Source organism: Paenarthrobacter sp. AMU7, assembly GCF_041200195.1.
Classification (GTDB): Bacteria; Actinomycetota; Actinomycetes; order Actinomycetales; family Micrococcaceae; genus Arthrobacter.
This window is the reverse complement of the sequence record NZ_CP165735.1, coordinates 4,230,831-4,253,637: the sequence shown is the minus strand read 5'-3', so window position 1 is coordinate 4,253,637 and position 22,807 is coordinate 4,230,831. Positions and strand designations below refer to the sequence as shown.

At 61.0% G+C, this 22,807-nt stretch carries 21 protein-coding genes; 5 read left to right on the top strand and 16 right to left on the bottom strand.

Annotated elements, in window-relative coordinates; all coding sequences use genetic code 11:
• Positions 1 to 19: 19 nt before the first annotated feature.
• From ABQM86_RS19510 to ABQM86_RS19465, 10 genes are all read right to left on the bottom strand, one after another.
• Positions 20 to 1,528: an amino acid permease gene (locus tag ABQM86_RS19510; RefSeq protein WP_207595261.1), complete on the bottom strand. Its 1,509-nt coding sequence runs from the start codon at positions 1,526 to 1,528 to the stop codon at positions 20 to 22.
• 138 nt (positions 1,529 to 1,666) lie between these two features.
• Positions 1,667 to 3,082, bottom strand: a complete 1,416-nt coding sequence (gene aspA, locus ABQM86_RS19505) for an aspartate ammonia-lyase (protein ID WP_207595260.1) — start codon at positions 3,080 to 3,082, stop codon at positions 1,667 to 1,669.
• A gap of 13 nt (positions 3,083 to 3,095) precedes the next feature.
• Positions 3,096 to 4,103: an asparaginase gene (locus ABQM86_RS19500; protein ID WP_369746694.1), complete on the bottom strand. Its 1,008-nt coding sequence runs from the start codon at positions 4,101 to 4,103 to the stop codon at positions 3,096 to 3,098.
• 17 nt (positions 4,104 to 4,120) lie between these two features.
• Positions 4,121 to 4,840: a FadR/GntR family transcriptional regulator gene (locus tag ABQM86_RS19495; RefSeq protein WP_280624253.1), complete on the bottom strand. Its 720-nt coding sequence runs from the start codon at positions 4,838 to 4,840 to the stop codon at positions 4,121 to 4,123.
• Positions 4,841 to 4,933: 93 nt separating this feature from the next.
• Positions 4,934 to 8,332 carry a DEAD/DEAH box helicase family protein gene (locus tag ABQM86_RS19490; RefSeq protein ID WP_369745336.1) on the bottom strand — a complete coding sequence of 1,133 codons (3,399 nt, stop codon included), beginning with the start codon at positions 8,330 to 8,332 and terminating at the stop codon, positions 4,934 to 4,936.
• A gap of 65 nt (positions 8,333 to 8,397) precedes the next feature.
• Positions 8,398 to 9,690 (bottom strand): HipA domain-containing protein, encoded by a 1,293-nt coding sequence (locus tag ABQM86_RS19485; protein WP_369745335.1) that lies wholly within the window; start codon positions 9,688 to 9,690, stop codon positions 8,398 to 8,400.
• On the bottom strand, positions 9,687 to 9,911 hold the full coding sequence (locus ABQM86_RS19480) for a helix-turn-helix domain-containing protein (protein ID WP_369745334.1): 225 nt from the start codon (positions 9,909 to 9,911) through the stop codon (positions 9,687 to 9,689). The genes ABQM86_RS19485 and ABQM86_RS19480 overlap by 4 nt, the downstream gene beginning before the upstream one ends.
• A 106-nt stretch (positions 9,912 to 10,017) precedes the next feature.
• Complete coding sequence (locus tag ABQM86_RS19475; protein WP_369745333.1) at positions 10,018 to 11,193, bottom strand: restriction endonuclease subunit S; 1,176 nt, start codon at positions 11,191 to 11,193, stop codon at positions 10,018 to 10,020.
• Positions 11,190 to 12,686 (bottom strand): N-6 DNA methylase, encoded by a 1,497-nt coding sequence (locus ABQM86_RS19470; protein ID WP_369745332.1) that lies wholly within the window; start codon positions 12,684 to 12,686, stop codon positions 11,190 to 11,192. Before ABQM86_RS19470 ends, ABQM86_RS19475 begins: the two co-directional genes overlap by 4 nt.
• A 99-nt stretch (positions 12,687 to 12,785) precedes the next feature.
• On the bottom strand, positions 12,786 to 13,895 hold the full coding sequence (locus tag ABQM86_RS19465) for a thermonuclease family protein (RefSeq protein ID WP_369745331.1): 1,110 nt from the start codon (positions 13,893 to 13,895) through the stop codon (positions 12,786 to 12,788).
• 206 nt (positions 13,896 to 14,101) lie between these two features.
• Between ABQM86_RS19465 and ABQM86_RS19460 the strand changes: the two genes are divergently transcribed.
• From ABQM86_RS19460 to ABQM86_RS19450, 3 genes are all read left to right on the top strand, one after another.
• Complete coding sequence (locus tag ABQM86_RS19460) at positions 14,102 to 14,608, top strand: hypothetical protein (RefSeq protein ID WP_369745330.1); 507 nt, start codon at positions 14,102 to 14,104, stop codon at positions 14,606 to 14,608.
• Positions 14,609 to 14,686: 78 nt separating this feature from the next.
• Entirely contained in the window at positions 14,687 to 15,295 is a 609-nt protein-coding gene (locus ABQM86_RS19455) for a hypothetical protein (protein ID WP_369745329.1), read from the top strand.
• Between the two features lie 82 nt (positions 15,296 to 15,377).
• The gene (locus tag ABQM86_RS19450) at positions 15,378 to 15,839 is read left to right on the top strand and encodes a DUF3817 domain-containing protein (protein ID WP_369745328.1); all 462 of its coding nucleotides are present in this window, start codon (positions 15,378 to 15,380) and stop codon (positions 15,837 to 15,839) included.
• Between the two features lie 38 nt (positions 15,840 to 15,877).
• Here the strand turns inward: ABQM86_RS19450 and ABQM86_RS19445 are convergent, their stop codons facing one another.
• The 5 genes from ABQM86_RS19445 to ABQM86_RS19425 form a co-directional block, all read right to left on the bottom strand.
• Entirely contained in the window at positions 15,878 to 16,603 is a 726-nt protein-coding gene (locus ABQM86_RS19445; RefSeq protein WP_369745327.1) for a hypothetical protein, read from the bottom strand.
• 218 nt (positions 16,604 to 16,821) lie between these two features.
• Positions 16,822 to 17,295 (bottom strand): DUF6318 family protein, encoded by a 474-nt coding sequence (locus ABQM86_RS19440; RefSeq protein ID WP_369745326.1) that lies wholly within the window; start codon positions 17,293 to 17,295, stop codon positions 16,822 to 16,824.
• Positions 17,296 to 17,626: 331 nt separating this feature from the next.
• A complete protein-coding gene (locus tag ABQM86_RS19435; protein WP_018779945.1) occupies positions 17,627 to 18,004 on the bottom strand; it encodes an RNA-binding S4 domain-containing protein in 378 nt (125 codons plus the stop codon).
• 150 nt (positions 18,005 to 18,154) lie between these two features.
• Positions 18,155 to 19,258 carry a sulfite oxidase gene (locus ABQM86_RS19430; RefSeq protein WP_207595248.1) on the bottom strand — a complete coding sequence of 368 codons (1,104 nt, stop codon included), beginning with the start codon at positions 19,256 to 19,258 and terminating at the stop codon, positions 18,155 to 18,157.
• Between the two features lie 163 nt (positions 19,259 to 19,421).
• Complete coding sequence (locus ABQM86_RS19425; RefSeq protein WP_207595247.1) at positions 19,422 to 20,456, bottom strand: aldo/keto reductase; 1,035 nt, start codon at positions 20,454 to 20,456, stop codon at positions 19,422 to 19,424.
• A gap of 294 nt (positions 20,457 to 20,750) precedes the next feature.
• Between ABQM86_RS19425 and ABQM86_RS19420 the strand changes: the two genes are divergently transcribed.
• A complete protein-coding gene (locus tag ABQM86_RS19420) occupies positions 20,751 to 21,242 on the top strand; it encodes a flavin reductase family protein (RefSeq protein ID WP_280624231.1) in 492 nt (163 codons plus the stop codon).
• Positions 21,243 to 21,248: 6 nt separating this feature from the next.
• Here the strand turns inward: ABQM86_RS19420 and ABQM86_RS19415 are convergent, their stop codons facing one another.
• Complete coding sequence (locus ABQM86_RS19415) at positions 21,249 to 22,214, bottom strand: hypothetical protein (protein WP_369745325.1); 966 nt, start codon at positions 22,212 to 22,214, stop codon at positions 21,249 to 21,251.
• A 135-nt stretch (positions 22,215 to 22,349) separates the two neighbouring features.
• Here ABQM86_RS19415 and ABQM86_RS19410 point away from each other — a divergent pair, with 135 nt between their 5' ends.
• Positions 22,350 to 22,805, top strand: a complete 456-nt coding sequence (locus ABQM86_RS19410; RefSeq protein WP_369745324.1) for a YchJ family protein — start codon at positions 22,350 to 22,352, stop codon at positions 22,803 to 22,805.
• Positions 22,806 to 22,807: the final 2 nt, after the last annotated feature.

Here is a 22,807-nt window from a genome sequence, read left to right as displayed (position 1 = left end):
ATTCAGCGGCTGTTGCTTGTTACTTGTCGCCGCCGGGCAGCGGGCGGTTGGCGATCACGGGCGCGCTGCCGGTGTAGCCGTCGCGGGTGGCAGCAAGCTCGTGGATTTGCTTGCGGCACAGGAACCAGCCCCAGACCATGAGTCCGCAGGCAATCGCGGTGACCAGCATGGTCAACGGGGACTCGATGAACACCATGATCAGCACGGCCGCCAGGAAGATCAGGGACAACCAGCCAGTGTAGGGGGCGCCGAACATCCGGAAGGACGGGCGCTTGAGCCACCCCTTGTCGGCCCAGCGTTTGAGTTGCATCTGGCACAGGACGATGGTGGCCCAGGTGACGATGATGCCCACGGAAGCGACGTTCAGCACGATCTCGAAAGCGTCGGCCGGGACCAGGTAGTTCAGCGGAACACCGAGGAGGGACACGCCGGCCGTGATGGCGATGCCACCGTAGGGGACGCCTGCCTTGTTCATGCGCTGGGCGAACTTCGGGGCAGAGCCGGCCACCGACATGGAGCGGAGGATGCGGCCCGTGGAGTAGAGCCCGGCGTTCAGCGAAGACAGTGCTGCGGTGAGAACCACAAGGTTCATGATGACGTCCACGCCCTCCACGCCGATGGAACCGAAGAACGTCACGAACGGGCTGACGCCCTTCTCGTAAGAGGTGTACGGCAGCAGCAGAGCCAGCAGGATCACGGAGCCAACGTAGAAGAGGGCGATGCGGATGACCACGGAATTGATGGCCTTGGGCATGATCTTTTCCGGGTTGGCAGTTTCGCCGGCTGCAGTGCCGATGAGTTCAATCGATGCGTAAGCGAAGAGCACACCCTGCATGAGGATGATCATGGGAAGCACGCCGTTGGGGAAGACCCCGCCGTTGTCTGCGATGAGGCTGAAGCCGACTTCCTGGCCCTCCACCGGGGTGCCGAAGATGACGAAGTAGGTGCCCACCAGGAGGAAGGCCACCAGTGCTGCCACCTTGATCAGCGCGAACCAGAACTCCATTTCACCGAAGACCTTCACGGAGACCAAGTTGAGGCCGAGCACCACAACCAATGCAATGAGCGCCCACGCCCACTGCGGAACGGCGCCTATCCATGCGACATATTTGCCGAAGAACTCCATGTAAAGCGCTGCCGCGGTGATGTCCACGATGGTGGTGGTGGCCCAGTTGATCCAGTAGAACCAGCCCGAAACGAAGGCTGCCTTTTCGCCGTAGAACTCGCGGGCGTAGGAAACGAAGGAACCCGACGACGGGCGGTGCAGAACCAGTTCACCGAGGGCGCGGAGGATCAGGAAGGCGAAGAAGCCGCAGATTGCGTACGCGATAACGAGGGAGGGGCCAGCTGCGTTGAGCCGGCCGCCGGCGCCCAGGAACAGTCCGGTACCGATTGCGCCGCCGATCGCGATCATCTGGATCTGGCGGGGCTTGAGGTCCTTGTGGTAGCCGGAGTCCTCCTTGTGGAGGGCTTTCTCGCTGGCGTGCGCTTGGGCCGGGACCGTGTGGTCCGTGATGGGGTTGGTCATTGGAATCCTTAGGGGTGTCCTGTTGGGGGTGTCCTGGGCCCGTCCGGTTGGAAGTCCGGGCACGCAGAACAAAGCCTCGTGGGGGTATGCCTCATGGGGCGGGACGGCTGGTTGGAGGATTTACAGGCCAGTGTCGGCCTATTTGCTGAGATTTGCCAGACGCTCGGGGCTCAGCAGTTCCTCCAGCTGGGTGGCGGTCAGAAGACCGTGCTCCAGCACGAGTTCCGCAACGCCCTTGCCCGTTGCCAGCGCTTCCTGCGCGATAGCGGTGGCGGAGGCGTAACCGATATGGGGGTTCAATGCCGTGACGAGACCGATCGACTGCTCCACGGTAAGCCGTAGCCGTTCGGTGTTTGCAGTGATGCCCCGGACGCAGCGCGCCGTAAGGGTGCGGCACGCTGCTTCCAGGTGGGAGATGCTCTTGTGCAGGCTGTGCACAATGATCGGTTCGAAGGCGTTCAGCTGAAGCTGGCCGGCCTCCGCGGCCATGGTGACGGTGACATCGTTGCCGATGACTTCGTATGCCACCTGGCTGACCACTTCCGGGATCACCGGATTGATCTTGCCGGGCATGATCGACGAACCGGACTGCACGGCCGGAAGGTTGATCTCGCCCAAACCCGCACGCGGTCCGGAAGACAGCAGGCGGAGGTCGTTACAAATCTTGGAGAGTTTCACTGCCACGCGCTTCAGCACGCCGGACAGGTGAACAAACGCGCCCACATCCTGAGTTGCCTCAATGAGGTCAGCGGCTGTGAGGAGGGGAAGGCCGGTGATTTCGCCCAGATGGCGGCAGGCAGCCTCGGCGTAGCCCGCCGGGGCATTCAACCCTGTGCCGATGGCTGTGGCGCCAAGGTTGATCTCGTGGATCAGCATGTGGGACTCGTCCAGCCGCGCCCGGTCCTCACCGATGGTCACGGCGTAGCCGCCGAATTCCTGTCCGAGGGTCATGGGAACAGCGTCCTGCAGCTGGGTGCGGCCCATCTTGACGACAGTCCGGAACTCGCGGCCCTTCTCAGCGAAGGCCAGCTCGAGTTCTTCGAGGGCTTCCAGGAGTTCCTTGACTGAGAAGATCGTGGCCAGATTAACCGCCGTCGGGTAGACGTCGTTGGTGGACTGGCTCAGGTTCACATGGTCGTTCGGGTGCAGCTTGGAGTAGTCGCCCTTGGGGTGGCCCAGGATTTCCAGTGCACGGTTGGCGATGACCTCGTTGGCGTTCATGTTGGAGCTGGTGCCGGCGCCGCCCTGGATTACGTCCACCATGAACTGCTCGTGGAGCATGCCATCCATGATGTCCTGGCAGGCCTGCACAATGGCGTCCGCCTTCTCAGCATCCAGGAGTCCGAGTTCCTGGTTGGTGCGGGCCGCGGCCTGCTTCACTGCGGCCAGTCCACGGACCAAGTGCTTGTTGGTGGAGAGGGGTTGCCCTGTGATGGGGAAGTTTTCGATTGCGCGGAGGGTATGGACGCCCCAGTAGGCATCCGCGGGGACATTACGGTCGCCCAAGAGGTCGTGTTCGGAACGGAGGGGGATCGCCTGATCGACGGTGGTCATAGCTGTCCTTGGTTTAGTTGCTGAAAATTTGGGCTGCCCGGAGCTCGCCGACCGGAAGGCCGCCGCCCAGCACGGGTGGGCTCTGAAGTGTGTCCAGGCTGCCGCCGTCGACGCCCAACCGGCGAAGAACCTCAACGGTGACAGGCATGCGGGCACGATCGCCGCCGTCGGAAATCTTGACGGCCACACCGGTGCCGTTCGGGAGGCCCACCAGCTGTAGGCCCTCAAAACCGTCCTTCGCCAGAAGCCCGGGTACGGCCCGCATGAGGGCGGTGACGTCGCGGCCTTCGCCGGCCACCATCTCTGGGAAGCGGCGCATGGCGTGGGCGACTTTGCCCTCGTTGGTGCTTTCGTCGGCGGCGGCGAGGCGGCCATAAGCGCGGGCCATGCCGTGCAAGGAGTGCGCAAAGAGCGGGGTCCCGCAGCCGTCGGTGCTGACCGCTGCTGCATCCTCGCCGGTGAGGTCCGTGATGGTGTCGCGGACCAGGACCTGCAAGGGGTGCCCGGGGTGCAAGTACCCCTCCACAGGCCAGCCGTTGATGACGCAAACTGCGGCCATGGAAGCGTGCTTGCCGGAACAGTTCTGTGCAATCTGGGTGGGACCGTTACCGGCACGGAGCCATTCTTCGCGCTCCTGAACGCCGTACGGCAGGTCCGTGCTGTTGGCCAGTGCGGCCTCGGTCAGGCCGTGCAGCTTCAGGATTTCAGTGGCGCCGTCGCGGTGCATCTGTGCGCCCGAGTGGCTGGCAGCGGTGAGTGCCAGAAGGTTTTGGGGGATGTCCAAACCGGCCTTGAGCAGCGCTACAGCCTGCAGCGGCTTCAGGCTTGAACGCGGGTACATCGGCGCGTCCGGTTCGCCGGCTTCCACGGCGGTGGTGCCGTCTTCTGTGAGGGCAATCAGCGAGCCGTAGTGGATGCTCTCCACCAGGCCGTCGCGGGTTACCTCGACGAGGGGGACGTGGTGCGGCGCTTTGAGGTTTTGTGCCGCGGTTTGGTGGGCCGGTGCTGCGGGGGCGGGCATGGTGTCCTTTGGAATATTCATTTGCTGAGGATCGTGTCCAGTGCCACGCTGACGGCCTGCAGGTGGGCGGCCATCGCTTTGCTTGCGGCTTCAGAGTCTCCGGCTTCGATCGCATTGAGCACGGCGACGTGTTCCTCGTCCGAACGGTGTTGCCGGTCAGCGACCAGGTTGAGGGTCTCGGACTGGTGGGCCAAAGCCTCACGGATGTCCGAGACGACGCTGGCGAACACCCGGTTTCCGCTGGCGCGGGCCACGGCGGAGTGGAAGCTCGCGTCCAGGTTCACCCAGGCCTCGGGGTCGTTCTCGCTGAGCATTTCCTGGACGATCTCCTTGAGGTGCTCAAGTTCCTCGTCCGTCCTTCGTTGCGCGGCGAGCCCGGCTGCCGGGATCTCGATGTGCGGGCGGGCTTCGTTGAGATCACGCGCACTGTACTGACCCAAGGTAAGGTCATTAGCGACCTTGTTGGCCACAATGAACGTGCCCTTGCCCGTTTTGGTCACGGTGAGGCCCAGGGTGTTGCAGGATCGCAACGCTTCCCGGATAACGGAGCGGCTGACGCCGTACTGGCCCGCCAAGGTCGCCTCCGAGCTCAGCTTGGTGCCGATATCGAACTGGCCGCCCTCGATCGCACGCCTCAGCGCCGCGAAGACCGCTTCAGCTGCGGAGATGCGGGAAATGGGCATATGCCCGCCCTGGGGCTCTTGCTGTCCGGCTGTCCGGCTGTCTGACAGGTTCACGCTTTGAATATGGCACGGGTCACAAGGGGCTGTCAACGCTGAAACAACCGCTTCACGGTTTGGGGGTCGACGGCGGCACTGCCAGCTCCATGTTCAGCCCACCTTCGCGTGGTTCTCTATGGAGCGGAGGATGCTGATCAACTGCCCGATCTTGTCATCGCCGAACAGCACATCCGGGCCGGACGGAGCCAGCTCGTTATATGGGGACTTGAACAAGGCTTTTGGGCTGACCTTTCCATTTTCCATCAGGTGATTGGTCAGAACTTTGAGGAAGTTGAGCTGCTGGGCAGTGAGCGTAGTACCAGCCACAAACTCTGACAACGCTTCCTCGACGGCTTCGCGGTCCAAACCAATCAAGGAACGGACAAAGAGACCGAGCCCATCATTGGCGGCACGATTCAAATCTTCCAGCGAACCCAGCCCGCTTTCGAGGAGGATACGTTCAAGCTCGGCGAGGTCCAAGGCCGTGAGTTGCTTGTTACGCCGGAGCCGTTGGATGGTTGCGTGCTCCTCATATTGCGCCAAGTACGAACGCATTTTCTCTTTGTAACGAGGGAGGTCCACGAAGCCATTTGTTGCCCCCGCGAGTTCGATTTCTTCAAGCACGCCGAGCTCGTCCTGGAAGTTCGTGTAGACCACCTTGCGTTTCCGCTTCTCGATGAGATGGACCAATGCCCGGAGTCGGCGTCGGATTTCTTCCAGCCATTCCAATGAAACGGATTCCCATTCGTCGTCGTGGAGGATGGTGTCCAGCAACGGCAATTGAGCGGCGATGGCCGGGATGCTCTGTTGGTCCTGCAGGGCGGAGGCGATTGTCTGGATCTTTATCCGGAACGGCCCGATCGCCGATCCTTGCAGCGACGCCAACTCTGTTTGGAGCATGAGGTAGTCGAAGCGCTTGGCCTCTTCCGTGTCAGCTGGCGCACCGATGGACGCGAGCTTGGCGATCTCGGTTTGCAAAGCTTGGAAGTCCTCGGCCGCCAAGGTTGTCCACGCTGCTTCGTCAGTAAACCTGTCCACCCATTTGCGAGCCGGCTTGACGAGGAAGTTGTCGAGCGGAAGCCGGTCAACTGTGTGCTTCAGCGTTTTCCGAAGGTCGGCAATGACAGGCGCTTGAGGATCCCATTGAAGATCGGTGAAAGTCTGGAGGAGCTGCACGCGCGCCGCAAAAGTGGTCTCTGCGAGTGACCTACCCAAGGACCCTTCATTGCTGGGCATACCTGCATTGAAAAACTCGGCATTGCGGCAGAGGTCGAAGATGAAGAAGTCCTTCTTGTCCTCGCCCGGCCCGTACAGTTCCGGGCGGAGACGGGTACCGCGTCCCACCATCTGCCAGAACTTGGTCTTGGACCTGACCATTTTGAAGAAGACCAGATTAACCACGTCCGGCACGTCCACGCCGGTGTCCAGCATGTCTACTGAGATGGCGATGTGTGGGTCGCTCTCGGTGTTCGAAAACTGGTCGATGAGATTCTGGGCGTAGTTCACCTGGTAGGTGATGACGCGGGCAAACTGGCTCTTGTATGCCGGGTAGTTCTTGTCGAAGCGTTCGGCAATGTACTCGGCATGCCGGTTGTTCTTTGCGAAGATGATGGTCTTGCCCAAGCGATCCCCGCCTGCAACTTTGTGGCCGCGGGTCATGAGGACTTCCAAGGCCTTGTCCACTGTGTCTGCGTTGAAGAGCCACGTATTGATCGCGGTGGCGTCCACGGAATCCGGGATTTCGCCGTCTTCATCCCACTCGAGCTCGTCCCACTCTTCTTTGGCAGCTTCAGACAGGTCCTCGTATGAGATGCCCTGGTCAGGAAACTTCAGCGGAACCGGCACGACTCGTGGCGGCACGAGGTATCCGGCCTCGATGGCCTCGCTGAGCTCATAGGCGAACGTGGGAACGTTGTCTTCGATGCCGAAAAGGCTGTAGGTGTTGCGGTCCACTTCTGACTGTGGCGTGGCTGTCAGCCCGATCAGGAATGAATCAAAGTACTGGAAGATAGCCCTGTACTTCTGGTAGACCGACCTGTGGGCTTCGTCGACGATGATGAGGTCATAGTGGCCAATGCCAAAGGTGCGCTGGCCCAGCTTTCCCTCAGTCCTGTTGATGAGGTTCATCATGGTCGGATAAGTAGCCACGTGGATGCGGCTGTCCGCCTCCTCACCCGAGCCGAGGATGACAGGGCTCGAGCCCGGCAGGTGGGCCTTGAACGCATTGGCCGCTTGCTTGACCAAGGCAACGCGGTCCGCCAGGAACAGAACGCGCTTGGCCCAGTTGGCTTCCTGCAGGAGCTTGGCGAGGGCGACGACGGTGCGCGTCTTGCCCGTGCCGGTCGCCATGACTACAAGCGCCTTGCGTTCGAAGTCCTTCTCGTAGGCTTCCGTGACGGCCCGAATGGCATTGTGCTGGTAGGGACGTTCGACGATTGAGTTGTCGATTGCCTGTTCAGCCAACGGCTTTCGGCTTTGCCTGCGGTTGACGAGCAGTTGCAGTTGATCCCGCGTGTGGAAACCCTGCACCGCACGCTCCGGGTACATGGTGTCGTCCCAAATCCACGTCTCGTAACCGGAGGTGTAGTAGATGATGGGGCGGCGGCCGTATCGACGTTCCAGGCAGTCGGCGTAGAGCTTGGCTTGTTGCTTCCCTACATGGGGATCCTTGGTGGTCCGCTTCGCTTCGACCACCCCGAGAGGCAGTCCGTCAGCGCCCCACAACACGTAGTCCACGTAGCCGACGCCGCTCAGCGTGCCGCTTGCCGTGGGCATGGTGTCGACCTTGAACTCACGGTCTTCTGTGTTGCTGAGCGGCCAGCCGGCCTCGTTTAGCTCAAGATCGATGAGGTGCCTGCGGGTCAGGGCCTCGTCATAGTCGTGGTGGTCGGGGACGGTCTGATTCTGTTTTTTGGCCTCGGCGACTTCGGCTTGCAGAATCTCCAGCTGGGCCTTGAGGTCCGCCGAGTCGGCAGCTGCCTGTGCAAGGGCCTCGTTTTTGGCTTTGAGTTGACTCTCGAGGGCCTGGAGCTCTTCCGGCGATTGCTGCTGGACCGGGGCCTTCGTCTTCGGGGTCAGGGCCGCGGCATCAAAAGCCAGCGACGGCGGCAGCTGGCTACCTGTTTTGGCGTAGTTCCTCGCGAGCCAATAGCAGACGTGGTGCAGCTCGCGGAGCACGAGTTCAGCGCCTTGAACGGTGGGGCCAACGGAATTGTGGACCGCATTGTTGCCGGCTTTGCGAATGATCGTGAGCTTGTTGGCAATAGGACCACCCACAAGATTCTTGAAGGTGGGCTCGTTCAGGAGGGCGTTGAGGTCTTCCTTGTAGGGGGTCACCAACCCTGGCTCCACTTGGTAAAGCCATTCAACAATACGTTCGATGGTGTAGCGGGCGTAGAACACGGAAGCTCGGGGATCGACCCGGGCAAATTGTTCGGCCCGACGAGCTTGCTGGGCCAGTTCTGGCCACTCGCCCAGCATGAACCCAAAGTTGCTGGTAACTGCCCCCATGCAGCCGTCTCCGATCTGTTGATGTCCTGAAGGTAGTCAATCATGGGACTGCGACGGTTTAGGCCTTATTTCGGGCTGGTGACCTCGACCAGTGGCAGCAATCGTATTTTCGCAATGGTGTCGTCGGCGATTTTCGGGAGGGATCCCAGCTGGGATTTCAGCTCTTCACTGGCAGCTTCAAATGCTTCTACGATGCCCCCACAATAGTGTTCAACTATTTCTCTGGCAGCTTCTGCATCAACGCCAAATTGCGTGCTTGTGGAGATCAACATCTGCTTACTGATTTTCTGAAGTCTGTACTCGCCTTTCACACTCATGGCCAAGTCGATGCTTGAGTTCTCATCCCAATAGGGGGCATAGGTGGCGAGGTCATAAAGCGGAGACAGCTGGGCCCTGTTGCCGTTGAGGAGTACGGAGTAGTTTTTTGCGTGCGCGTCGGTGCAGCCTGCCACGGTGTTGAAAACGAAGGCCCTGTACAGTCCATCTCCTGCTTCCCGACGGTCTGCTTCAAAAGGAAATGACCGAACAAGGGCGGCCATATCGCTCGCTCCCGGCCCGCCATCACGGTGCTGGTACTTCTTGGCTGGAGAAACGCTCAACGCCTGGCAGAAGTCTTCTTGATGGATGCGGCGCCACGTTCCATCCACTTTTTGGCGGTCATAGCGACGTGTCACAAATACGTCCCAGTCACCGATGCGGGCGAGTTCGGACGTGGCCACTTCGAGCCCCAGAAAAGCTGCTGCCCTCATGGTCAGCTGTTCCACCACATCCAGACGACTGAAGCTGCCTGCTGCCGGTTTAAGGATGTGCGTAGTGGGAGTGGCGTCTTCGGGTACGGCCCACTCGCCGTTCGGAAGTTGATGCAGGGCAATTTTCGGCTGTGCCCCAGCAAGGCTAAAACGTCCTGCTGAGTCATCGTAGGGCGTGCCGTCCTTGTATTCCGTCACCACATGATCCAGCATTTCCGCCACGTCGGCGTCCGAGACCGGCTGCGCAGCTGTTCTGGAGAGGGTGCTATCTGAGGAAACGCTGCCGGGTGTCATGAATTGCAGCGCGCCCGCGACATCGGCCCCGATATGTTCGAGGATTGCGAAGGGGTTCGAGGGGGACACTCGGAACCGTCGGGCGATCGTCTGGAGGGCCCCTTCACTGTCTGGCAGGAGTCCTTGCAGAAAGGGGAGCACACTGCGCTTCTTGTGCAGAGTGGCTGCCAGCGGCATGGACAGCGAAAGCGGCGTCGCGTTCTGGACGGCTTGGTATCCGGGATCGTAGCGGAATGTCAGATTTCCGGAGGGCGACTGTTCAACGCGACCGCAGAGCGTCCCGTCCATAAAGACATCAAGAGCGCGGGTATTCACCAACGTACCGCGCCCGTTTCGCTGTCGCGTATGGCGATCTCGAAACCGAGGGCCTGGAAAACGTCCATGAATTTCGACGTCTCCACCGAGGCTTTACCGGATTCAAGATCGATGACAAAGGTGCGCGAGACGCTGGCTCGTCGGGCCAACTCTGCTTGGGACCACGCTCGCCCTTCCCTGAGTTCCCGGACCAAGGGCCCTGCCTCTCGGACTGTACGCATGAGCTGCTCCTGTCGCCGTACGCCAACTTTCCCTAATGTCGCCGTACGCCGACTTTAGCATGTGTTGCCGTACGGCGACAGGACTAGGTGCGCGCCGGGTTACTGCTCAGAGCTCTCCCTTGAATGCACGGCTTTGGAGGGACGCGAAGAGGGCGTCTAGTTCGGCTAAGTGCTTGCGGTGCGTTTCCTTCAAGCGCTCGACGGCGGCAACCCGGGTCGCGAAGGCCTGCTGTAGTTCGAGCGGGGGGAGGGCTATGTCAAGATTTCCAACTATCTTTGTGTTCAAGTTCAGCATAGTTGCGCCCTGCGCGACCTCCTCAAGTCTGCGACGCGTCGACTTGCTGGAGAGGATTGCACTTAAATACGTAGGCGAAACACTTTGACGAGACGGGCGCACTATCAGCGACCCTGTCCCACAAAGTAGCGGGCCATCGGATTCAAGTACTTCTGCGCACCTTCCTAGTTCGCCGCGTCTGCCCAAGACTATGTCGCCCGGTAGAAGTCTGTAATTTTTGAGTTCACTGAACTTGCTTTCGGTAACTGAGAAAGAGGTGTCGGCCGCCACTTTCCCATCTCTAATGTGCATGGGGTTTACCAGTGGGATGCCGCCGTCGATGTAGTCTTCCTTGTGCAAAAGAGAGCCAAAGGGGCCGGTCTGAATCTGAGAGCAAACGTTTGAAAGCTTGGTTCTTGCCGATTTGTTTGCCAGTGACTCCGCAACATGGAAGATCGACTGGGTGAGTGCGTCCAGGTGGGCGATGGCTTGGCGGCGCTTGGCGCGGAGCTCATCGGCCTTGTCCAAAATCGCCGCAATCCGCCGCTGCTCCTCAATCGCTGGGAGCGGTACTAGAACCTCTGCGAGTACTGATTTCCTGATTGATGGCACGGTGGTGGAGGAAGCTAATGCGTAGAACCTTTGCGTCTGTAGAAATCTATATAAGTACTCGGCATCAACTTCAGAACGAGGACAGGCCGCCATGGCGTTGTTGTCGATGAGCATAGGACGAGCGGAGATAACTCGGTGTTCATGACGAATTGCCTCGCCAATTTTGGCAAAGAGTGTGCTTCCCGGGGGTACAAGGGTGCCTTTTAGGGCGGGAAGGGCATCCTCGTTTACGTAGTGATCAGCAGCTCCAAGATACTTGCTTCCCGAACGGCCAGCTCGGGAGATGTCGCCAACTTTGGCAAAAGGGTAAGTGCCAGTTTTGTTGCCTTGAAACTTTAAGGGAAAGCCGATACCAGCTTTTAGTTCAGTTATGTCTCCGAGTCGAGCGCGCTTCACTTCAGCAACTCCCGCAGCTCGCTCATGCTCTCGGTGATCTCAGCCTCAAGCCCCTCGAGCGCAGCCAGGATTTCCTCAGGGGCAGCATGGGCGACCTCTTCGTACTCGATTTCCTTGTACCTGTTGAGGGATAGGTCGTAGTCGTTCGCCACGATCTCGGAAAGCGGAACACAGAAGGACTGTTCCGTGCGCGCCCGCTCGAGTTCCGCCGTCGTGCGTTCATTCCAACGCGAGAGAACGTCCTCAAGGTCGGAAGAGCCGAGCGGCGTGCGTTTGTCGTCAAGGCTGAAGCCGTCGGACTTTACGTCGTAGAACCAGACGCTGTCCGTGCCGCCGGAGTTGGTTTTCGTGAAGAAGAGGATAGCGGTGGAGACACCGGCGTAGGGCTTGAAGACGCCGGACGGGAGTTTGACGACGGCGTCGAGCTTGTGCCCTTCGACCAGTGTCTTTCGGAGTGACTTGTGTGCGCCGGTGGAGCCGAAGAGGACGCCGTCGGGAACGATGACGGCAGCCCGGCCGCCTGGCTTGAGCAGCTTGATGAACAGCGCCAGGAAGAGGAGTTCCGTCTTCTTCGTTTTGACGACGTTCAGCAGCTCCTTCGACACATTCTCGTAGTCCAAGCTGCCGGCGAATGGCGGATTGGCGAGGATGACGTTGTACTTTTCTTCCTCGATGGAGTGCAGGTCGGCAAGTGAATCGCGGTAGGAGACGTCCGGGTTCTCGACCCCATGGAGGAGCATGTTCATGGAACCGATGCGAAGCATGGTGGAGTCGAAGTCGAAGCCGTGGAACTGCTCGTGGTGGAAGAACTTGCTCGTCTCGTCATTGGTGAGGAGATTGCTGTTGTTCTTACGGAGGTATTCGCCGGCCTGAACCAGGAAGCCGCAGGTGCCAGCGGCCGGATCGCAGATGGCTTCGAGTGGCTGGGGTGCTGTCATCGCGACCATGAGGTCGATGATGTGCCGCGGGGTTCGGAACTGTCCGTTGGTACCCGCCGATGCCAGTTTCGAGAGCATGTACTCGTAGAGATCGCCCTTGGTGTCGCGACCCTCCATGTTGATGGAGTCGATGACATCCACCACCTGCTTCAAGACACCCGCGTTCGGGATCTTGAACTGCGCATCCTTCATGTGGTGGCTGTAGGTGGAATCTTCACCGTTGGACTGCTTGGTCAGTTCAGTGCGGAGGAACGGGAAGATGCTCTGCTGGAAGACCGTAAACATCTCTGTTTGGCCGAAGTCCCTGAACTTCGACCAGCGGAGGTCCGAGTAGGGGCGGCCCTGAGGATCAACGCCTTGGGGAAACACCGCGTTCTCAATCGGCTCGCCCAAGAGGTTGGCCTGTGCCTCTGCCCGTGTGTGGTTCTCGTCGAGGCGCTTGAGGAACAGGAGGTAGGTGATCTGTTCGATGACTTCCAGAGGATTGGAGATACCGCCGCTCCAGAACGTATTCCAGACTTTGTCTACTTGGGACTTGATTTCACCTGTGATCACTCATGCGAGTTTAGTGCGTTGCCACGAGTGCCCGGCCCAATGACAAGAAAGCCTGGTATCCCCATCGCGGGGATACCAGGCATTCACGCGAGCCGCTTGTCAGCAGGGACGCCAGGACTTGCCGCCGGGAGCATAGCAGCGGGGACCCGTATACCCGGGGTAGGGGTTCGACTGGGCAGGTGGGGCCACATTTTGTGGGGCCGGCGGAACGTACTGCTGGGCCGGCGGCACATAGGGTGCCGGCACAGGGAGGTTCCGAATCCGTTCAGCCTCGGCGGCCGCCGCGGCTGCTCGAGCCTGCTCTGCTGCTGCGGCCTCGTCTGCAGCCTTCTTTGCAGCTGCCGCGGCTTCCTCGGCAGCCTTCTTTTCAGCCTCTGCACGCGCAGCAGCAGCCACTCGTTCCTCCTCCGCCTTCTTCTCCGCTGCGGCCAATGCTTTCTCTTGGTCCTTGAGCTGGCTGTGGGCAGATTCGGCCGTGGATATCACTGCTGTTAAGGCAGACAACTTGGCTGCTGATTCGGTGGCTGAGTACGCCGCCCAAAGAATCGAGTGCTCGGTGTCCCTGGCAGCGGACAGAAGGTCTTTGGCTGTCTTCGCAGAAGCGATGGCAGTCGCAAGCCCAGTGGCCGATGCTCCCGCACCCGTCGACGTCGTGGCTGGCGCCGCGCTTTGGGCTGCCGTTATTGCTTCCGTGGCAGCTGTCAGTTGTGCGGGGAGTGTGCATTCGATGTCTTCTGCGAACAGGCCCGCCTTCGCCGTACGCGCTTCCTCGAAGGCTTCCTCAACAGGCGGAAGGAACTTGCGGTTCGGCTCCACCACCATGGGAACCCCGAGGCCTCGTCGTGCGATTTCTGCGTTCACCAATTGATTGCTGGCGTTGAAGACTCCAGCCAGTGTTCTGCCGTATTTGTCGTGGCGTTCAATGTCGAACTCCAAACGAACCTTGCTCCCCACGGGAAGCACGTCCTTCAGATGGTCCGCGGCCTCCGGGCCAAGACATTCGGTGGGTTTGTTTGGGTCTTTGGTTTCAGGAGTGTTGATGTTCAACAGGCGGATCGTCTGGTCGTTGTTGTTGATCGATACAACCACGGTGTCGCCGTCGATGACCCTGACGACTGTTCCAGAGTCAGCGTTGGCAGCCGTGGCGACTGCCCAAGTGGTTGCGGCCAGCACTACGGATGTGGCCGCAGCGATTGCTAGCTTCCGCACGTGAGCGAACCTCCCGGGACAGAGAAATTGAGTGGACAAAAGCTGTGGGGCAGCTTGATGTGGGCGCGCAAATAGTCCCCCTATGACGCGAATGGAGTGATGAGTCGGCTGTTGGGCAGCCGAGAACACTTTAAGCTACAAGTCAAAATTCATGTGCCTACCCCGCGGCACGGGGATTTTGTGACTTCCCCTTGACACAATGGACCATGCTCTTCACCAAAAAGTCCCTCACGCAGGACGGTTTCACCGGATTCCGGCCGCTCGACGAACTCGATCCCATGCGGATTCCACAAGGCCCCGGCGTCTTCGCCATCCTGTGCCCCGCTGATTTCGACCCCGTATTCCTCAGCAAGAGCACTGCCGGCACGTTCAAGAAGAAGGACCCTTCGCTCAAGCGGGAAGCCTTGGAGGCCGAGTGGATTGCGGATGCTTCCGTGCTGTACGTAGGCAAAGCAAGCGCCGGCAGCCAGGGTAACCGAGGGCTTCGCAAGCAGATCCAGGAATTCCTGGACTACGGCCGCGGACGGCCCACCGTTGTCTGGGATGCACGGCTCATCTGGCAACTACGGGATGCTTTGGACCTCATTGTTGCCTGGAAAGAGTTTCCTCCGTCCGAACTGAATGCGGCCGAAGCCGGCTATCAAGCGGCCTTCGTTGCAGCTCACGGGAGGCTTCCGTTCGCCAACCTGGTCCAGGCCCGCCCCAAGAAGTAGGGAGCAGGGCACGACGGCGTTAGGCGAGTACCGCCGTCGGCCTCCCGCCGGCTGGGCGTTCGGCGCATAATGGCAACCATGACGGCCGGCAAACCAGTTGGAAGCAAACCGGATGGGCCTCGCGTCACAGTTGAGGTGCCCGTTCTGCGTGTTGGCGACGGAGCCTCCGACTATGACGGCCTGGCCCGGTTCGTTGATGCCCTCCGTAAACCTTCGGGGTTGCACCTGACACTGCTTCACGTCGGGATCCTCGACGACTTGGCCCAGGACATCGTGGCGTGGACCAAAGGTTTGTCATCTCCTGAAAAGACACTTCCGGAGATCGCCAGCTGGTTGACCGAGCTGCCGGTGTTGCAGGGCTTTCTGGGCAAGTCGGAAAAGTTGATCCCGTTGGGCGGTGGCCGCCTGACGGGGCTCGAGGTGGATGTGCCGCAGGAAGTGCACGACTATCAGGCACTTTTGGTGCAAGGGCTTCACACACTTCTGGACAATCTGGGCCTGGACAACATTGACGACTTCATCCTGAGCTCACCCGCACTGGGTTACAGGTCACCCCGCTGGTTGCCTCACATCGCCGTCGGCAAAGCCCGGACCCGTCATGAACCTGAGATGGAGATCGCGCCCGTTGCCATCGAGTTTGGCGATTCCCGCATCCGGAACCGGCAGGCACTGCCCTCGGCAAAGTGAATTGTTGCTGGGAGGTGACGCACGGGAAGTTCTACAGCCGGTAAAATACGACGTGTCTCCCGTTTCCTACCTGAGGACTTCCATGCAGCCCCGCACTTTGTTCCGCACCGTTGCTTTTGCCGAGGCCGTGACTTGGACGCTGCTGCTGATCGGGTTGTTCCTTAAGTACGTCACACGCACAACCGACGTTGGCGTGAGCATCGCGGGCGGCATTCACGGCTTCGTCTTCCTTTGCTACGCAGCGACGGCCGCCTTCACCTGGATCAACCAGAAGTGGTCAACGCGTACAGGTCTTCTCGCCATCGGTTCAGCAGTAATCCCCTACGCCACCATCCCGATGGAGAAGTCGCTGGACCGCCGGGGCCTCCTCGCCGGCGGTTGGCGTTTGGCAGCCGGGGGAGAATCGCCGCGAGGTGGATTCGAGAAAGTCCAGGCTTGGGTCCTGCGGAACCCGATCCTTGCCGTTGTCGTCACGTTGGTGGCCGTGGGCGCAGTGTTCAGCTTCCTCTTGTTCATGGGCCCTCCGGGGACCTGGTTCTCCTAACCCCCACCTGCGCTCACGCGCTTAGCGCACTCACCTCATTAGTCGGTCTTCGCGCCTGGGCAGCCCCAGGAGTTGGGGTTTTCCTGGCAGGTGTCGGCGACGAGTGCTCTTTCTGTTTTCCAGACGTGGATGGTTTTGGCCGGTGTGGTGATGTGGAGGGTTCCGTTGATGGGTAGGGGCGGGCCGTTGTTGACGGAGTAGGTGCCGGTGAAGCTGGTGGTGAGGGTGGCCTGGTAGTTGCCGGTTTCGGTGTAGGTGTGGCTGGTGCGGGTCTCGTTGTTGAGCCAGTCGGTTTCGGGGATGGAGTAGCCGGCCACCGGGGTGGGTCCTAGTGTGCTGCCGTCGCCGTAGGTGTAGGTGTAGTTGGCTGGTGTTGCGGTGATGTGGACTGCTTGGCCGAGGATGGTGATGTCGAAGCCTTGTTCTGCGGTGGTGGTGTAGAAGTTGGTGGGTCCGCCTTTGAGGGTGTGCGGGAAGGGTTGGGCTTCGAGGGTTCCTGGGTTGACGGGCAGTTGTTGGAAGTCGGTCAGGATGCGGGCTGCGATGTTGGCCAGGACGTTCTGTGGTTGGGGGTCGTAGAGGCAGGTGGGTCCGCTGACGGCTGGGTAGTCTGTCCATGTCGGGTTCGTGATGGACTTCGGTGCCTGTCTCCAGATGACGGGTGTGCCTTCTTCTCCGTCGGGTGTCTTGGCCGGGCATTCCATCGTGAGGCAGCCCTTGTCCGGTGTGTCAGTTCCGCCGGACCGGCAATGAACATCGGCCATGTACTGATTTGGATCCTCCGTGGCCGGGGAAGTACCCGCTGTTGACTCAGATTTACCGGTCTCTGGGTTGAATACGAATGTGGCCCCAACTTCTATCTGCCGGTCATGCCTGTCAGCGCTGACTCTTGTGTCATCGGCTTTCGCAGCCGCGGAGGCGAGGACGAGTTGCGACAAAACAAGAAGCAGAATGCCGAAGCGGAAGTTGAATGCCCGCATGACTAACCCACAATCGTTCCGTAGTTCGTGACCTTCCACGCTCCACTCATATAAGTAGTGAAGAGCGCGTCGGCAGTATTAGTGCCTACAGAGTCACTTTGGCCCTTAGTACCGTCAGCATCGAAGTACTGGATTGCTTCCTGAATCACCTGGACCTTTGCTGATGAGACGCCGCTCCCAGATTCATTCCAGACGACGTCTATCACTGGGGTCTCAAGGGTGCCGCCGGCCATCCATCTGCCGTCCGTGTAGTTGAGATACACCGACTCTTCGTGGGCGACGGCAACGGGGATCGTTGTGTCGGTGACCTTCTTCCATGCCGCTAGATCACCTGTTTCGATCGCATAGGAGTACGTCGCGTACCAATACCCAATAAACGCCTCCAACCCAGCCTTCGAGTTCTCCTTCGCCAACTCCGGCATCACGGGAACAGGCACATTCTCGGCCTTCCCCTTGGCGTCCGCGGGTTTGTACACGGCGGATGTCGGCGGACTTTCCGGAGTAGCCGAAGCCGCCGGAACCGAAGCGCTGGTGGTGGGCGACGCCGTCGTCGAACTCGGTTCGGAGGGTGGCGCGCTGGGTGTGGTGCCGCCCTGGCAACCCGTGAGGAGCAGCGCCAGTCCAACTGCTATAGCTCCCGTCCGGGCCAGGACTAACGGAAAAGTGGCAGACGAAAGGCGTGGCATGACAGGCTCCCCAGCAGCTGTTTTGGCGGTGTGCCGGTCAGTCTAAGCAGCGGGCTGGGAAAGTTTCATGTCAGAAAGAGCGACCTGTGGATAAGTGCCAGCTGCGGCCCGCGAGAGTCATCTACCCGCGCAGTTTCTCCATATCCCTACGGTCCTTCTTGGTGGGCCGACCGGCGCCGCGGTCGCGCTGGGGAAGGCCGAGTTTGGGAGCGACTGGGCGCGGGGGAGTGTGGTCGGTGAAGCAGTGTGAGGCGGCTTCGGCTCCGACGCGCTTGGCGATGAGGCGCCGGACTTCGAGGATCCGTTCCCAGCCTGATTCCCGGACCCGGATGGTGTCGCCAATGATCACGCTTTGCGACGCTTTGACAGGGTTCCCATTGATGCGGATATGTCCGGCACGGCAGGCGGCCGTGGCGGCGGAGCGGGTTTTGTAGGCGCGGATCGCCCACAACCAGGCGTCGACGCGGACGTTCGCTGGGGAGGAAGACGGGATACTCATGATTGGAACGAGTCTAACCGGGGTCCGCCTGCCCCGCGAGAACACACGAAAGCGGCGAGATCGTAGGGAAAGTTCCGGCGATTACGCAGCGTTCCAGCGTTCTCGGCGCGCCGGAGCTCGGAGCGCTCGGAGCGGGCCCACGAGGAACAACTACCGAACCGTCACCTCAACCCGTTGTGCCATGTTGTTCCCGATGCCCTGGTAATTCCACACTTGGTCGGTGGGCTGCAGCGCGCCGGACGTATCCATAGCCCGGCAGCGCAGCACGTGCTCGCCCGGACTCGCGACCCACACCATGGACCACGACCTCCACGCGAAATCACCCACGGGCGGGTCCACATGGGCGGGCATCCACTCGCCGTCGATCCCTACCTCCACCCGTTCCACCTCGCCATGGCCTGACCAGGCGCGGCCGTGCAGCATGACCGGACCGGAGTCGACAATGCGGCGCCGGGTGAAGAAATCAGGAATCCCGGGAGGCACCATCAGCGATCGAACCCGGATGTGTGTGACGGGCAGCCCAGGCCCATCGGGCCCTTGCAGATAGTGGTAAGCAACCGCCTGCTGGAAACCCATGAACCGCGACGTCACAGCCTCGATCGACGTCAACCACTTCACACTGGCCATGCCATACCACCCGGGCACCAGCAGCCTGAGCGGGAAACCGTGCTGGATTGGCAGGGGACTTCCGTTCATGGCGTAGACAAGCATGACCTCGGGATGCATTGCCTCTGCGATCGAAAGACTGCGTGCGTACGGCTCTTCGACGCCGCCCTGGACACCGACGTCGGCGCCGGTAAAGACCAGCTCGACGGCGTCACTCGCCAAACCTGCCTCCTCCAGCAGGGGTGCCAAGGGAGTTCCTGTCCACTCCGCGGTGCCCACAGCGCCGAGGACCCACGGCTGACTCAACGGCCGCGGTTCCAAGAGGGACCGGCCGTTCCCTGCACATTCCATGGTCACTGGCATGGTGACGGCGGGCCTGGCCTTGATGTCCTCAAGGCTCAGTTCGAGGTTGTGATCCACAGCCCCGCCCAGCCTTAACCGCCACGAGTCGGCGGGAACGTGCGGGATGTCGAAATGGATCAGCAGGTAGTGCAGCCCGGCCGGCGTGATGTCGTCGTGCAGGGCCTCCAACGGCATGGAATGGTTCCGGCCGGAGAGTTGCAGTTCTTCGTGGGTCAGGGGACCTTCGGTCGGCTGCCCTGGAGTGGCGGCTTTCGCTGCACTTTGCTTGAGATGGTGCTTGGACATGGGACGGCGGCGTTCTACTGGAAGCTAGACGCTGCGGAGTGCCGCAGCACTTAGGACAAGGATCACGCCGCGGCCGAACCCCGTCAAGAGTCTGTTGCGAGGCCCGCTCTGCGCACAAAAGGAAGCCCAAAGCATGCAGAGCGGGCCTCACAACTGAAAGAGGCTACCGGCGTCGTAGTTCCGGGTACTCAAGGTGCGGGGCAACTGTGCCGGCGTCGCGTTCAAGGAAGTTCACGGCCGGTGCGACGATGTCGTCGATTTCATCCAGAACGGCCTCGCTCAGGACCACGTCTGCGGCCTTCAAATAGTCCGTCAGATGTTCTTCGGTGCGCGGCCCGATTACGACGCTGGTGACGGCCGGGTGATTCAGGGCGAAAGCCACAGCGAGCTGGATCAAGGTCAGCCCATGCCGGGACGCGAGCTGCGCGAGGGCGTCGGCCGCGTGCAGCTTGCCCTGGTTGAACGGCGCATTCACGTCGAACCGGCCGGGAAGAGCGGAGAACCGCGAACTTTCAGGCTGGCCCGCACCCACGCGGTAGCCGCCAGCCAGCCAGCCGCCGTCGAGCGGTCCATAACTCAGAACCCCGACGCCGTACTGCTGGGTGATGGGGAAAACGTCACGTTCGTTGGCACGCACCAGAAGCGAATAGGGCACCTGGTCAACTACGGGCGGCGTGAGGTGGTTGGTGTTGGCGATCCACTGGGCCTCAACAAGTTGGGCGGGGCTGAATACGGACGTGCCGTAGTACAGGATCTTTCCCTGCCGGATGAGGTCGTTCAGCGCAGTGATGGTTTCCAGGAGATCGGTGTTGTAGTCCGGACGGTGCGCTTGGTAGAGGTCGATCCTGTCGGTGTTCAGCCGCCGCAAGCTGTCCTCAACAGCCCGGACAATCCAACGGCGCGAGTTGCCTGCATGCGCCGGGTTGGAACCCATCTGACCGTGGAACTTGGTGGCGAGGAAAACGTCGTCGCGCCGGCTGTGAATGGCCTGGCCAACCACTGTTTCGGCCTCGCCCTGGGAATAGATGTCCGCGGTGTCGACGCTGGTGATGCCGGCGTCCAGCGCCGCTTTGATTATGCGGATGCTCTCGGCGGGACCCGTTGGTGCGGCGCCGGTGCCGAAGTTGAGGGTGCCCAGCGTGAGCGGGCTGATCAGGGCGCCAGTGCGTCCAAGCGTTCGTAGCTCGTTGAGGCTCATGTCGGCTTCCTGTGGTGGGACGGTGCTGATGGGCGGTGCTGGTGTCCAGGCGTGAGTCGGTGGCCACGGACGGGATGTTCAATCGAGGCTACACACGGCCGTCTGCGGCATAAATGCAAGCGGTAGAACTTCTTCGTTTTTCGTCTTGCGGAGTAACGGAAGAGGCCTTACTTCGCGACATTTCTTGACACGCGGCAACACAAATGTCTTTCAAATCAACAAATATTGCTGTTCCCGGAAGCAGGTGAATTATGGGAAAGGAACTCAAGCAACGCACGAATAGGGGACAGCGGAATGACACAGACCACAGTGGAAGAAACGGCGGCCATCAAGGCTGCATTTGCGCAGTTCCCGTCCGGAGTTGCTGCCTTCAGCGCGATGGTGGACTTCACGCCGGAAGCCTTGGTGGCCTCGTCCTTCACCGTGGGTGTCTCGTTGGAACCGCCGCTGGTGATGTTTGCCGTGCAGAACTCCTCCACAACCTGGCCGAAGCTCCGCCAGGCCCAACGATTGGGTGTCTCGGTCCTTGCCGAGGGGCAGGAAGGCGCCGCACTCCAGCTGGCGTCGAAGACCCGCGACCGTTTTGCCGGGCTGGACACCAGCGTCAGCGACTCAGGAGCAGTGCTGATCGACGGCGCCGTGCTGGGCTTCGAATGCGAAGTTGTCTCGGAGACGCCCGCAGGGGACCACGCGATCGTGGTTCTGGAGGTCAAGGCGACCACCATCAACCCGGAGTCCAAGCCGCTGATTTACCACGGCGCGTCTTTCCGGCAGTTGGCCGCGTAGCCGTAACTAGGAGTTGCGGCTGGCGCTGCTGAGCGAACCTTTTCGGATCGGGCTCGGAGACTTCCCATTCTTGGAAGTGTTCGGGCCCGATTTCTTTGCGCCGTTGCCGGTGCCACCTCCGGTGGAGCCGCCACCGTCGTTACTGGAGCCGTTTTTGTCGCTGCCACCGCCAGCCGGTTTTGCCGAAGCATCCGGCGTGTTGGGGTCTGGCGTTTTCCCACTGGACGGCGACGGCGTGGGCTCGCCGACGTCGCGGACAGTCACCTTGATGGCGGGAGGCTGCTGAGCCTGCGCGCGGGCGGCTGCACGGCGGTCGGCCTCGGCCACGGCATCAGCCCAGTCTTTCGCCAAAACCGGCGGTTCCTTGGTGGCTGCCACGAGAATCGGATGGTGGGCGGCCTGGTTTTCGACCACCGACTTGACCTCCGCCGGCTTGGGAAGGTTGCGGGGGTCTACCTTGGCCTTCCACGCGCCGTCCTTGACAGCGGTTGACGCACCCGAGAGCCGCCGTCGAACATCTCCCAGGAGGTCGCGCTTTGGGGCGGCGGGCTGGGCAGGAGCGGAAGGTGCGGCAGGGGTGGCGGCCTCGGCGGGCTTCGCCGCTGGCGGAGCTGCCGGCGCAGAGGCAGCAGGCTTTGCCGTAGCGACCGCCGTGGGAGCCTGCGCCGCGGTGGATCCAGTTTCAAGATAGGCGAGGTCATCCAGAGGCGATGCAACAGCTGCTGGAGACTCGACGCCGGTCACAGGATCAGGGACGCGCGCCGGGCGTGGGGGCAACTGGACGATGGGAGTGGTTTCCTTCTTGGGGAAGATCCCCACCATGGCCAGGAGCACAATCGACAGCAGTCGCCCAACTCCGGCTATTACCAGAGTGATGATGATGATCAACCCGAGACCCAGGAACATGAGGACAGCGAGTCCCAATGTTCCCAAATACGTCAGGTTGATGGCGAGTGTTGTCGGATCCTCCACGTAGCCTCCCCTGGCTGTCGTTTTGTGATGCGCGCATTGCCCACCCAGCTTGCGTATCCAGCCTAAGGTCCAGCACCGACGGAATCACGCGCCGCCCCCTACTCTGGCGGGGTTGTTTCAAAGCTGTTATATGGCGTGGGAAAATATGTTGCCCAGCTCTCATTTACAGCCCCAGATTGGGACCTCGTGACCCCTGACCTTGCCAGACTCCACAACAGCGCCTGCCCCTGCCTCTCCGGGGATCAATACGTCGATTGCTGCGCCCGGTTCCACCGCCGTGACGCCGATGCGCCCACCGCCGAACAACTCATGCGTTCGCGCTATTCGGCCTTCGTTGTCATGGACCCCGATTACATCCTGAGTACCTGGCACGCCTCTACCCGGCCGGAATCCATCGACCTCGATGCGGACATGCTGTGGCGCAGGCTGGACATCGTCTCGACGTCGGAGGGCGGCCCCTTGGACACCACGGGCACCGTAGAGTTCGCTGCGCACTACAGGCTCGACGGCGAACGCGGCGTCCAGCGCGAAGTCAGCCGCTTTGTCCGGGAAGGCAAACGATGGTTCTACGTGGACGGGGACGTCCGCTAACG